Genomic DNA, 14004 nt, shown 5'->3' with positions numbered 1-14004 from the left:
ACCCTCCCGTTGCCGCACCGCGCCGCGTGGACCGCCCACATAACCTGCCGGTCGCTGCGCCCGACCCACCGCGCCTCCCGCGGGCGTGCAAGCCCTCCGGCATGCTGCGCGTGTCCTGGGCGGGCAGTCGGAATGCGCCCCGTTCCTGCCTGCTCACGGTCGCCGTCGACTTCTGCCCCTCCGGCTAGCACCGCGTCCTGGCGCAAGTCCCTTACCCCAACGTCACCTCGCTCCTGCGTCACCGCTGAGCGCCGGCCCCTACCCCGCTTCGCGCGGCGTCGCTACAGCCACGCGCCTCGCAGTCCGGAACAGCGAACCGGAGCGGAGCAGACCTCATCGACTCCGTAGTACGGCTGGTCGCCAAGGTGTTCGACGGTAGCGTCACGGGAGGTCTCCTCGACGCCCTGACCGGCACTTCCGGTGCCTGACCACCACACCGGTCCTCCATGGGGTCCTCAGTCCTTGCTGAAGCGCAGGAAGCCGAGCCCTGGTCGCGGGCCAGGTAACGGTTGGTGCTGACGTTGTACAGGTTGCCGGTGTCCGAACGTACGCTGACGCCCTGTCAGCTTCCCTGCGCCGTGGTGTAGCTGTTCAGCAGGTGCACCACGTAGCCGGTACGGACCGCCCCGTCCCAGGGGGAAGACGACTCGGCGCAGACCAGCCACTGGCCGCTGCCGCCGTCACGGTCCTGTTTGACCGTCGTGCTGACCGAGTACCGGCCCCCCGCCACCGACCCGGACAGGACCTGGGCCCCGTGGCTCTTGCCGCTCGCGGAGGCGATCCTCCACGAGCCGCTGCCCTGGTCCCGCTGCGGCGTCGAAGCCGTCGAGACCTATCCGGAAACAACCACATTCACGCCGCCCATGGCTCCCTACCGCCGCGGCGGCGCCGGCTGACCCAGCGGCCTTTGGCCCCTCGTGGAGAGGCCCAGGGCTGCCGACCCACCGGACACGCTCCAGGCACAGCCTCGCAGGGCTCCGTCAGGTTGTCCTGCCGGGCCTGTTGAGGAGCATGGCGGGTGTGTGGCCTGGGGGTGAGGCCACCTGCCGTGGTAGCCGACGCCACCTATGGCGCCCACGCGCGTCTTCGGGCGGCTCTTTACGAACGTGCGCGGAGCTCGTTCTCAATCGCACATTGGCCTGGAGTGAGGGGAGCGATTCTCGCCCCTGTGCAGCCCTTTTGCGCCTCGTCGCAGAAAGCGACTGCTTGTTGCCCTGTTGTGGCCGCTGAGAAACCACTCACAAGGAGGAATATTTAACTGCTGAAAGCCCTTTGCGTGCGACAGTGAAAACTCGAAAATTTATTTGCTTCGCCCGGCCGTTGCTTTCAAGTCAAACCGCGAAGGTGGCCTGTACGGTCAGCGGGCCTGTGTGGTTGTGTTTGTTGTGGCGCGTTCCGTGGTGGAGGGGGCGTGAGTCAGTCGGCGCTGGCGTATTTTTCGTAGGCGCTTGTGGGAACCAGAAATCGCCGATTGCCCTTGCCGGCTGTCCATGCTGGTCGTCTTTGGTAACTCCTCCAGCCGGCGCATCGGTATCCGGCACTTCTCTGATTACGCGATTACGCATATCCATCACGTCCGGGGAGAATTCTGTGCCAGCGGAAGTGACATTCTTCAGCGTCGGGCAGGGTGACTGCACGCTCATCGTGTTCTACGGCAGCGATCCGCAGCAGGGGGAAGCGGCTGTCCTGGTGGACTGCGGGTCCAAGAGCGAGATCGACCACAAGTACAACGGCTCCGATCCGAAGAAAGACGTGCGGATGCATGATCACATTACGGATGAAATCGCGGCGCGCCTGGGAAGACTCAAGAACCCGAACACGCTGGACTACCTCATCATCACGCACCCCGACGAAGACCACTACAACTACCTGGGTTACCTCCTCTTTCACGAGGACAGGAAGCGGCTTCTCTACTCTGTCAGGAATGTGCTCCACACCGGCAAAACCACTGACTTCACGGCCGCGTCCCGCGAGAGTTTCCCGGCGATGCGGACTGTCCTGGAGAAGCACGCGGAGTACGAGACGGTGGCCGGCGGACCGGCTTTCCTCAGCCCGCCGCGGCAGATCGTCAGGCAGGTGGTGGCGCCGGAGAAGCTGGTGGAGATGCCGGTCGCCAGCGGCAGTGCGGGTGAAGCGGGGCTCTACCTGATCGCCGCCTGCACCGGGCGGCCGGATCCAGCGCAGGGTGCGAAGAAGCGGAAGACCGGCACCCGGGCCTCCGGCGAACTGTGGCCGCCCTTCGCCAACCGGGGCCGCCGTGAGGTGGCCGCCAAGCGCAAGGCGGCCCCGAGCTATGTCTACGACCCCAACCGCGAAGCCATCGCTCTGCTGTTGCTCGGCCAGTCCGCCGCCGGCAAGGAGCAGCGGGTCTTCCTGATGGCGGACACGGGGGAGGACGTGGAGCGCCTGCTGATCAGCCGTAAGACGGGACCGGGGATGCGCAAGACCTGGATGACCTGGCTGAAGGCCGGACACCACGGCAGCAGGACCTCCACCTCCGACGCATGGCTCGACTTCATCCAGCCGGACGGCATCCTCATCAGCTCGGGGACCTACGCCTTCGGTGGCGACGGGGGAATCCCTCCGCTGTCGAAGATGAACGAGATGCTCAAGACGTGGAAGGCCCTCCCTCGAAAGCCGGTGACCGTACGGCCCAATAAGCAGGATCGGGCGCTCCCCGAAATCGGCTACTTCGCGGACAGGGATGAAGATCTGGAACGTGGCGCCTTCAAGAAGAATTTCCGCACCGAGCCGGGAATCGTCGGCGTCTTCACCAACCTTGTGCACTTCGTGGAGAAGCCGACCAAGAGCGATGCCTCGTACGGATATGACTGGCAACTGAAAATCGACCCGGAAGGCGCCAACACCTACACGCTCACCTACGAGTGAGGACGGGGACCTGCGATGCCGCTGACCGTGGCACAAATCCGTGAGCGTTTGGGGGAGAGTGAAGGCGGTGAACTCCGCCTGACCGCCGCGGAACTGGAGATCGAAGGCGCTGCCGACATGTTCGCCGCGCATCTCGGTGCGGAGATCCTCGTCGTCACCGCGTCCCGGCCGGACGCGGCGGGCCTCGCGGTGGGCGGCGAGGTGGAGCTGCGCGGTCTGTCCAGTGCCGTGCCGGTGTTCGTCGCCTTCCTGCCGGACAGTGACGACCCCGACGATCCGGACTTCGATGCCTCGCCCGTGACCGGCGTGCACCTGGATACCACTCTTCCCGAGTGGTCGCTGCCCCCAGAGCACCTCACGGCGGACCCTCAGGCGCTGAAAGCGCTCGGCTGCGACGTCCTCCACCTCGTGCTGGAGGCGAGCCCGGACGACCTGGGGGAGCCACGGGCACGAGCCGGCCTCGGGGCGGAGCTGCCCCTGCCGGGCAGCACGGAGACGCAACGGGCCTATGTGGCGGGTTTCCCGCCCGAGAGTGAGTCGTACGCCTGGAACCTCACCGGCGAGTTCCCCGGCGTACCGGTCGATGCGCTCGGCTCTCTCGCCGGGCTGCTGCCCGGACTGGTGGCCACGGACTTCCAGCTGCCGGACGCCTTCGCGGGCGGCGGCGAGCTCACCGTCAGCGGACTGTCGGTCTCGTACACCGACGGCCCGGACGGCGAGGTGGTGTCGCTGTGGGTCCGGGTGAGCCTGGACGTGGACTGGGAGCCCTTCCCCGGCCTTCAGGTCACCGGCGTGCGTGCCGAGTTCGTGGTTCTGCCGCTGCCCCCCTCGGGCCCTCGGGTGAAGGCTCTCTTCGGAGGCTTTCTCCAATTGCTGGACGAGCTGACGCTGTTCGCCGGTATCCGGCTGCCCGACCTGGAGATCTCCGCTGAGCTGGTGGAGCCCACCCCACTGGCTCCTGTCGTGGAGCACTTCCTGCCAGGTGTCGACCTTCCGTTGGAGACGCTCACGGCGGAGCGGATCAGGTTCGAAGCGGCCAAGGGCTCGGGCACCGCTGCGTTCTCCGTGGAGCTCGCGGTGAGCGGAGCGTGCGAGCTGGGCCCCGGCATCGGGCTCTCCGGCATCGAGTTGCGGCTGCTCACCGCCGGAAACGAGCGCCGTGGGGCCCTGGCCGCCGACTGGTTCATCGGCGACGGCTCGGCGCGCCTGGTCGCCGAGAGCACCGCGGACGGCTGGCACTTCTCGGGAAAGCTGCACCAGGTCTCCGCCGCCGACCTCTTCGGAGCCTTCGGGGCCGAGCCCCCCGCCCTGCTCGCCGACCTCGAACTCACCTCCCTGTACGTCGCCTTCGACAGCTCCCTCAACGCCGTCGACCTGTCCACCACCCTCGCGTTCCCCCTCGGCGACGCCGACGCCGCCCTCTCCCTCACCGCCGCCCTCACCCGCAAGGACTCCGGCACCGCATACGAGAAGGACATCACCGGCGTCCTTCGCCTCACTCTTCCCCCCGCGGGGAACGAGGAGACCCGGCGCGCGCTCGCCACCCGCGACCGGCTCCTCGGCGAGGAGGCACCCGGCCCCCGCGTCCTGGAGTTCGCCGTCGGCTACGGCGAGTCCGCCGCGGGCGCCACCGTGACCGGAAGCTGGTCGGCCGAGCCCGGGGTACCCCTCGCCGAGCTCGCCGCCGCGCTCGGGATGGAGCTGCCCGAGCTGCCCGAGGCCCTCCAGCCCGTACTCACCGCCCTCGCCGTCCGCTACGACAGTGCCACCGGCGAGACGCTGCTGACCGCCGTGACCGAGTACACCGGCTGGGTGTACGCCACCCGCCGCGGCTCGGGCCAGGCCGGCCCGCGCCGCACAGCCGCCGCCGTCCGGGCCCGGTTGGACGCCCGCGCCTCGGGACTGCCGCTGGTCGGCGACGCGATCCCGCCCGGCGCGGACCTGGCGCTGCCCGGCCTCGCGGTCACCTCCACGCCCGAGGGCTGGAACGATGCGCAGGCGGCCGCGCTCAACGCCCTGCTGGATCAGCTGGACGCCGGGGCCGAACGCCGACTGCCACGCTTCGCGACCGGTCCGGCGGCTCAGCCCGGCGTCGCCGTCCAGGTCGAGCTGAGCATCGGTGGTGTACCGCAGGAGCCACTGGTGCTGCCGGTCACCTCCCCGCCCGGCCGGGCGCTCGCCGCCCGAGGACCGATTGCGGTGCGGACCGCGCAGGACGCTTCCGCCCGGGAACTCGACGTGGTCTTCGGCCCGGTCCGCTTCCACGGGTTGAGCATCGCGGTCGCCGATGGTCGGCTGGGGATCGCCCTGGACGCGACCATGACGGTCGGCCCGCTCACCGTCGAACTGCTCGGGCTCGGCTTCGGCGTGGACGCCGACTGGTCCCTGGCCCCGACGCTGCGCGGCGCGAGCGTGGCGCTGGAGCGCACCGGACCGCCCAAGGTGCTGATCGCCGCCGCCTTCGCCCGGGTGGAGGCGGGCCCGGACTTCGAGCTGGCCTTCGCCGCCACCGGGCGGATCGAGATCCAGGACCTCATCACCCTGCGACTGGCGGGGAGCTGGGCCCGTAACCGGGCCGGCTGGGACTCTGTCTTCGGCTACGCCGAGCTGGTCGCCGGCCGCAACCGGGTCAACGGCCTGTTCACGGTCGGGCCCGTCACCTTCACCGGCGTGGTGCTCGGATTCGGCGTCAACAGCACCGTCCGCCTGCCCGCCACCGATGAGGTGAGCGACTTCCCCTTCGTCCAGCGCCTCGGCGCGGCGCCCGGCGACCCCGGCGGTGAGGTCGAGAAACTCACCCCGAACCAGGCCCTCGACCAGCTCGTCGGACCGGGCGGCTGGGTGACCCCGGCACCCGGCCGGTACTGGGTGGCCGGCGGCATGGAGTTCACCGTCTACCGGTTCATCCAGGCCCGCGCGGTAGCCCTGGTGGAATGGGGCGAGGCCGGCTGGAAGGCCGTGCTGGCAGGACGTACCACCCTGGCCCTGCCACCCACCACCGTTCCCGACGTGAGCGAGGCGTTCGCGCCGGGCACGGGCATCAACCAGTCCCCGGGCGGCCCGCTCGGCAAGGTGATCGTCAACTTCGTCTTCGCCTACGACTCCGCGCTCGGCCGCTTCTCCATGGACACCGTCATCGCGGCCGGTTCCTTCCTCCTGGACCCGGAGGCGAAGCTCACCGGCGGGATCTCCTTCTACGTGTGGGGCAAGGACCTGCCCGCCCAGGGCATCCGCAAGGGATTTGTCCTCACCGCCGGCGGCTACCACCCCCGCTTCCAGCCGCCGGCGTACTACCCGAAGCCGCCGCGCATCGGCTGGGTGTGGGAGCGCGGCCCGGTGTCCATCCGGGCCCAGGCGTACGCGGCGCTGACCGACGGGGCGTTCATGGCCGGCGGTGAGCTGGCCGCCGTCTACGACAACGGGCACGGCATCAACCTGCGGGCCTGGTTCACCGCCTACGTCCACGCGCTGGTCCAGTGGAAGCCGTTCTACGCCGACCTGGCGCTGGGCCTGAGCATCGGCGTCTCCGCCTCCGTCAAGGTGCTGTTCGTACGGGTGCGGGTGTCCCTGGAGGTCGGGGTCGACCTCCAGCTGTGGCTGCCGCCGGTCGGCGGCAAGGCCCGGGTGAAGGTCTGGTTCATCACCTTCACCCTCGGCTTCGGCTCCGACCGCAAGGGCGCGCCCCCTGCGGACTGGGAGGACTTCCACGTCCAGCTGCCCGCGCCCACCCGCACCGTCCTGAAGCAGGGATGCGAGCTGCCGGACGTCACTCAGGAGGAGTCCGAGGCCCGTACGGCGGCCGCCGAACCGGAGCTGGTGCGCATCGACGGGTTCACCGCGGCCGTCGAATCCGCGCTGCCCGCCTCGAAGATCACCCTCAACGACGAGCTGTTCGCCGGCAGCGACGACGCCCGGATCGACATCCGCCCGATGGGGCTGACCGGCGTCGTCTCCGAGCAGGTCGTCCGGATCCTGGACCAGCGCGGCGACCCGTACGACTGGGAACGTGCCGGCTGGACGGTCACCGCCACCCGCGAGGGCCTGCCGCAGGCACTGTGGGGCAAGCCGCTCGCCAACCCCAACCAGGCGCTCAACCAGCCCGGCCTGGTCGATGGCTGTCTGACCGGGCTGGCCATCCAGGTGCCCGGCCCGACCCGCCGGACCGGCGTCGGACCGGTACCCGCCGAGGCCCTGGACGTCGACGGCCTGCCGCCTGGCCGGATGCCGCTGCGTGACGAGACGGTGGCCGGCCGCTCCCCGGTCCCCGACCCCCGCAGCATCGCGCTGATCGGCAACACCCTCGCCGATGCCGGCACCGCGACCCGGCGCACCCGGGCGCACGGCGCGCTGGCCGCACTCGGCCTGGCCCCCGGCAGCGACGGCCCGCTGACCCGCACCGCCCACCTGACCGGCACCACCCTGACCGATGCGCCGCTCCTGACCGAAGCCCCGCTTCTGACCGAAGCCGCGAGGTGACCACCGTGCCCGCCCGCCCCGACCTGGACGTCACGTTCCACGACCACCTCGCACCCGCGACGACTGCCGGCGTCTACGCCATCACGGTGGAACACCGCCTGACCAAGGACGACCGGTGCATCGACGCCACGGCCAAACTGCCCGAAGCCGGGGGCCAATACGAGATCCGCGCGGCCCGGTTCCACCTCGACCCCACCTCCGTCCACGCCACCTACCCCGCGGCCGGCGCAGCGGGCCGTTACACCCACGTCCTGCCGCACATCACGCTCAACCGGGCGATCCTCCCGTGGGAGCGCCAGTTGCCGGGACGGGCGGTTCCCGCGCCCTGGCTGGCGCTGCTGGTCCTCGCCGAGGGCGAGGCCGTCGACGACCCCGACGCCAAGGGCGCGTTCACCACCCGGCCCATCGGCCTTCTCCGCCACCCCGCCGAAGCGGACAACGCCGTCGGACCGGAGCTGTCCGGAGAGATCGACGACGATCTGCCCTGCCGCACGATCGACGTGCCGGTCGACGTCTTCCACGCGGTCGTCCCACGCGAGGACGAGCTCTCCCACCTCACCCACGTGCGCGACGTGCGCACCGTGCCCCAGCTCCGCGACGACGGCGAGGTACTGACCGAAGGCGAGTACGCCGTCGTCGCCGCCAACCGCTTCCCCCGCACCCCCGGTACCTACGCCGTACACCTGGTCTCCCTCGAAGGCCACCTGGGCCGCCTCGCCCCCGGCCGCCTTCAGGGCAGCGAGCACGTACGGCTGTGCAGCCTGTGGTCCTGGTCGTTCACCAACGCCCCCGACGGCACCCTCGACCCCGGCACGCTGCTACGCGGCCTCGTCGACCCCGGCACCGAGGACCCGGAGAACCTCGCGCTGCGCCACGCTCCGGCGTCCGGCCCTGCGGCCACGCCCGAGGAACAGTACGTACGCACCCGGCTGCACCACGGCTACAGCGCCGTCGCCCACCGCACCCTGGCGGGGGAGGCCACCTACGCCTGGTACCGGGGGCCGTTCACCCCGCTCACCGCACCGCCCCTGCCCACCGCGGCCTTCGACGGCCCGCACACCACCGCCGACCACGCGCTCATCTACGACCGCGAGCACGGCGTCTTCGACGTCAGCTACGCGGCGGCGTGGACGCTCGGCCGCACCATCGCGCTCGCCGATCCCGACTACAGCGCCGAGGCGGCCGGAGCGCGGCGCGCACTGTCCGACCGCGCCGCCACTCTGGCCGCGCTCGGCAGCGACCCCGACCGCGCCCGGCACGACCCCGACGCCCGGCCCGCCGCCATGGCACTGAGCGAACTCTCCTCGGCCGGCCTGGGGCGCCGCCTGGTCCAGGCCCTGCGAGCCGACCTGCACCCCGAACCGGCTCCCGTACCGGCGGCGCGCACCGCCCGCGCCGAACCGGCCGCGCTGCTCGCCGACCCGCGTGCCCGGCAGTCGCTCAGCGCGGTGGTCACCGCGAGCGCGACCACCATGTCCGAGTGGCTGGAGCGGCTCGCCCTGCTGCGCGGTGTGCCGTTCCCTCACCTGGTACCCGATCCGCGCCTGCTGCCACCGGAGAGCCTGCGGGCCTTCCGTATCGACCAGGCCTGGATCCAGGCCCTGGTGGCCGGCGCGACCGACGTCGGCGCCCACACCTCCATCGACCGCGACCTCGACCCGCTGCTCCGCGAACGACTGGCCCGCGCGCCCGGCAGCCCCTTTCCGGCGGCCGGGCTGCTGATCAACTCCGCGCTGGTCCGCGCCTGGCCCGTCTTCGAGCTGCTCGCCACCCGGGCCGACGAGCAGGTCGGCGAGCTGCGCCGCGACCATCTGGCCCCCGACATCCTGCTGGTGTTGTGGGACGCCGTCCCGGACAGTGTCACCATTCGCGAGCCCGGTCAGGGCATCCACTTCGGTGTCAACTCCGGACAGCGCGTCAGCCTGCGCCACCTGGACGGCGACGACATCGGCCGCCCCACCGGCACCGAGTTCCCCGACCCGGCGAGCGGGCGCACCGTCCTCGACCACCTGCGCCCCGGCCGTCCCGGTGCCCCGCCGGATGTCCTCGACCTCCACGGTGCGGACGGCTTCGTCGCGGCGCTGTCCGCCGCCTGCGGCGAGGACGGCGAGCTGTCGCCCGGCCGGCTCGCCCTGGAACTCGTCAACGCCCCGCTGGAACAGCTTCTGCTGCCCGCGCGCACCGCCGAGGAGACCGCGTGAGCGACACCGACCTGATCGTGCCCGTCCAGGTCCACGCCCTGCTGGCCAACCGGAAGGTGCGCACCCTGCACCCGTTCGACCGCTACCAGCCGAGCTTCGACCGCATGCTCGGCACCCTGCCGGACGCCGAGGGCCGAGGTGCCGCCGAGCCGGAGGCGTTCAGCGGTGGGAAGGAGGTCGGCGGGGACGAGACCTTCGAGGGCGTGCACGTGCAGTGGCAGCTCCCCGAGGCGCTCGCCGACGGCTTCGTGGCCGAGGGCGACGGGGACACCCACTTCCCCCTGGTGCCCAACCGCTGGCTGGTCGTCCGCTACTCCTGGGTGCGCGGTGTTGCCAAGGCCGTCGGCTGGGTCGTACACAGCGACTACCTGTACTCCGACGACGACGGAGAACTCTGGGACGACAACGATGTGATCAACAGCTTCATCAACCCGCGCAGGACGGACGGCCCCGAGGTCGACTGGCTCGGCCGCTTCCACACACTCGCCGACGGCCCCTGGCAGGAACCTCCGGGGGAGCGGGAGTTGTTCCTGACCGCCGTGGGCGCGGGTCTGCCCAGCTTCGCGGCCTTCGAGCCCTACCACGAGAACGTCTTCTCCTTTCATGACGACCTCCAGGACCTCAAGGACCCCGCGCACGGGGACAGTTACCCGCCCGACGCCACCCTGAGCTACCTGGTCGTCGGCTGGTACAGCGACAGCGACAAGGACATCCTCAACGTCGCGGCGGGCATCCCCGGGCTGTTGCCCCCGGACGCCGACGGCAACGTGGCCGCCGACGTCATCGCCGCCCTCGGCTGGACCGTGGCCGGGCGCACCGCCACCGTCCAGGGCGGCATGGGCACCGCGGCCGGGCACGACGTGGCGAACGCCCTCGACCATCAGGACGACACCTACTACCTGAGCGAGACGGCACCCGCCCGTGAGGACCGCATCACCGTCGACCTCGGCAGCGTCCAGCAGGTCAGCTCGCTGCGCGTGCTGGTGGGCGACCCGGACGACCGGCACCCGCTGCCCGCTGTGCGTGTCCGGACCTCCGTGGACGGTACTGACTGGCCGTCCGTTCACCACCAGGACTACGACGCCGGCACCCCGGTCATCGACTACACGCCCGAGCAGCCGGTCACCGCCCGCTACGTCCAGCTGTGGATGCTCCGGGCCGGGCCCGGGCCCGTCGCCGTGCGGCGCCTCGAGGTCACCGCCGCCCCGGAGACGAGGCGCAGCCTGTACCACGGCACCGCGCTCGGCCTGGAATGGCAGCGCGAAGGCGAAGCCCCCGAGGACGACCGTCCCGATGCCACCCGCATCAAGATCGCGTTCGGGCACAGCACCGGCGAGGCCGCCGCCACCCTGATCGGCCACCAGACCCGCTCGTCACGCACCGCCCAGCTCTTCAGCGCGCTCCACCACGGCACGCTGGACACCTTCGACGGTGCCGACGGTGACCGCGACCTGGCCGAAGTCACCCACCGCAGCTGGTTCTCCGGCAGCGAAGGCGGTCACACCTGGCAGATCGTCCCCCGCGACGACCGGGAGCCCGCCTCCGGCCGCTCGGGTACGGCGGACGACGAGCCGTTCCCGCTGGCCGCACTCAACGAGGCCCAGGCCGAGTACGACCGCGTCCTGCGGCACCTGACGGAGGACCAGTGGCGGGTCTGGGCCCTGCACTGGCTGCGGAACCTGCCCGACCGCGAACGCCCGGACGACCTGCCCCCGGAGTTCGACGCCGAATGCGACCGGCTGCTCGACCCCGCCCACGACGGCCCGGCGCGACAGGCCGACGCGGCCCTGGCACGGCTCGCCGAACTCCGCCGCCACATGCCGCAGGCGGCGGACGGACAGGACTTCCAGGACGCCATCGACGCATGGGCCACGGCGGAGGGCCTGGCCGACCACCTCCAGCTCAAGAGGCTCCCCCAGGAGAGCTTCTACAGGCCGTCCGACCCCGTCGTCCTCATCGAAGGCACCGGCGGCGGCACCGTCCCGCTCACCCGCGACCGCGACAACCCGCTGCCCTGCCGGCTGTCCTCCCGCCTGCTCACCGAGGTCAGGATCGGCGCGGACTGGACGGAACCGCCCGCCGACCCGCCCGACCCCGGCCTCACCGGACTGCCCGCCGCCTGCGCCGACCTGCTCAAGGAGTTCGCCCTCCTCGACCAGGCCGCACGCACCCCCGACAACGGCCACACCGCCCTGCACACCATCACCCAGAACCCCGCCACCCACACCAGGGGCGCACTGGCCGAGTACTGCGCGCCATGGCGCCAACCCTGGCTGCCGATGCTGCTGATGTGGAAGTTGCGCCACTTCCCGACTCCGTACCACACCGCCGAGGGCTACCACTGGACCTTCACCGCGCCCCCGCCCGGCAGCGGACGGGACTCCTACAGCTACCTCTGGAACGGCACCGGCACCCTGGAAGCCGACTTCGAGAGCGAGGGCGACGTCCTCAACCGGCTCTTCCGCTCCCGCGCCTACCTCGCCCCCACCACCGTCTACGTGCTGCGCGAACAACTGGCCCGCTACCGGGCCGATTACCCGGGCGCCGGCACCACGGGCCTGGCCGCACTGCGCGGAGAGCTCGAACAGCTGGACATCCTGTCGCAGACCCTCGACGGCTTCAACGACTGGCTGCTGCAACGCGACGGCGGCGCCCAAGTGCCCACCGAGCCCCGGGTCGCCGCCCTCGCCGGGGAGCAGAACCACGTGCCCGACCCGGCCGGCGGACCTCACGAGAAGCGCTTCCAGCCCGTACGCGCGGGCCAGTTCTTCCTCAGCGACCTGCGCATCGTCGACCGTTTCGGCCGCTGCGCCGACCTGGTCACCTCAGGCGACGACGGCAACTGGTACGACCAGTACCCCCTGAAGACCCCCTCGGTGACCCCGAGCCACGACCTCTACACCGAGCCCCGGCTGGTCAACCCCGAACGGTTCGTCCAGCTCCCGCCCCGTATCCTCCAGGACACCCGACTGGCGATCACCCAGGCGCCGTCCGGCCAGGCAGACGGCCTGGCGGGCCTGCTCCTGGTCAACTACCTCGACCAGACCCTGGGCGTGTACGGCCCGACCGGGCAGGCCCTGGGCGAACTGCGCACCATCACCACGAGCGAGAACACCCGGGTCACCGTCTACACGCCGCTCCCGCACTCCCCGTACACCGGTCGCACCGACCCCCGGTTCACCGCCGACCACCCGCAGCTGGCCGGCTTCCTGACCGGCCTGCTCGACCGCGACGACTCCGCCGGTGCCTTCGAAGCCCTGGTCGCCACCATCGACAAGAGCCTTCGCACCACCGTCGATCCGGCAGCCGAGGACAGCCGGCTGCCCGGCCTGCTCATCGGACGGCCCGTCGCGCTCGTCCACGCCACCCTGGACCTCGAACTGCACCACCAGCTGCCCGCCGACCCGTCCTGGGACACCGTGCTGAACCCGACCGGCGGCACCGAGGACGACGATGAGTGGGCGATCCGGCTGGGCGATCCGCACGCCCTGGACGACGGGCTGATCGGCTACTTCGGCTCCGATCCCGGCCAACCGGTCGATTACGGACTGCTGCGCGCCCTCGATCCCGCCGACGACCACGACTACCTCCAGGCGGCCACCAACGGCAGCGACCTCGCCCTGCCCGTCCGGCCCGCCGCCCGCCCGTGCACGCGTCACGTCACCCTGCTCGCCCACCCCCACCTGCCCGTCCACGCCACCACCGACATCCTGCCGGTCCACTCCCTGCGGCTCGACCCGGAGCGCGTCCACCAGGCACTCGCCGCCGTCCGTGCCTCCTTCCGCCTCAACCCGCTCCTCGCCGTCACCCGCAACCGGCGAAGCCTCCACACCACCATGACCGAAGACCCGGACCACCCGCTGAGCAGCCTCTCCGACAGCGCGCCCCTCGCGGCGGAGTTCCGCAGCCTGGACGTTCCTGCGGCCGGCGGCACCCTCACCCTGGACTTCGGCTCCGCCCAGCTGCTCGCCGGATACTCTCTCCACACCGGAACCGCCGGAAACGGCGACTGGCCGGGCACCCCCGTCCTGGAGTCGTCCGTCACCGGCGACGACGGCGACTGGGAACCACGGGCCTTCGACGCCCGGCAGCCGGTCAACGACCAGGCCCTGGCCACCCCGGTCCCCGCCCGGTACCTGCGTCTGCGGCTCACCACCGACGCCGACGGCACCTTCGGCATGCGGACCTTCCGGGCCACCTGCGCCCCCGACGACGCGGCCCTGGTCATCCCGCCGCTGCCGGCACGCCACGGCACCTGGAGCTGGGCCCAGCCGGAGGCCACCGAGACCGAGCACCTCGACTGGGACGAGCGCCCGCTGACCCCGGCCGACCACCTCGCCCACCCCGACGACGCGATGCCCACCGCGCGCGCCGGCTACCTCCAGCTCCACCCCGCCACGCAGCAGACCGGCCCGGAGCCCACGCCCCAGCCCTGACG

General features: G+C 71.4%; 5 protein-coding genes. 4 read left to right on the top strand and 1 reads right to left on the bottom strand.

Annotated features, from left to right (window positions below; all coding sequences use genetic code 11):
- Positions 1-562: 562 nt before the first annotated feature.
- Positions 563-730 (bottom strand): hypothetical protein, encoded by a 168-nt coding sequence (locus AZE13_RS36715; RefSeq protein ID WP_181690265.1) that lies wholly within the window; start codon positions 728-730, stop codon positions 563-565.
- Positions 731-1503: 773 nt separating this feature from the next.
- Between AZE13_RS36715 and AZE13_RS06250 the strand changes: the two genes are divergently transcribed.
- From AZE13_RS06250 to AZE13_RS06235, 4 genes are read left to right on the top strand one after another with little or no spacing between them, the layout of a single operon-like run.
- Positions 1504-2889, top strand: a complete 1386-nt coding sequence (locus AZE13_RS06250; RefSeq protein ID WP_181690264.1) for a ComEC/Rec2 family competence protein — start codon at positions 1504-1506, stop codon at positions 2887-2889.
- Between the two features lie 48 nt (positions 2890-2937).
- Positions 2938-7365 carry a DUF6603 domain-containing protein gene (locus AZE13_RS06245; RefSeq protein ID WP_181690263.1) on the top strand — a complete coding sequence of 1476 codons (4428 nt, stop codon included), beginning with the start codon at positions 2938-2940 and terminating at the stop codon, positions 7363-7365.
- A gap of 5 nt (positions 7366-7370) precedes the next feature.
- Positions 7371-9566, top strand: a complete 2196-nt coding sequence (locus AZE13_RS35455) for a hypothetical protein (protein ID WP_147264613.1) — start codon at positions 7371-7373, stop codon at positions 9564-9566.
- Complete coding sequence (locus AZE13_RS06235) at positions 9563-14002, top strand: discoidin domain-containing protein (RefSeq protein ID WP_066927789.1); 4440 nt, start codon at positions 9563-9565, stop codon at positions 14000-14002. Before AZE13_RS35455 ends, AZE13_RS06235 begins: the two co-directional genes overlap by 4 nt.
- Positions 14003-14004: the final 2 nt, after the last annotated feature.

This window comes from Streptomyces sp. NBRC 110611, from assembly GCF_001590865.1.
In the GTDB taxonomy this organism is placed as follows: Bacteria; Actinomycetota; Actinomycetes; order Streptomycetales; family Streptomycetaceae; genus Streptomyces.
Note: the sequence above shows the minus strand (reverse complement) of the source record. Positions and strands in the feature narration are given on the sequence as shown.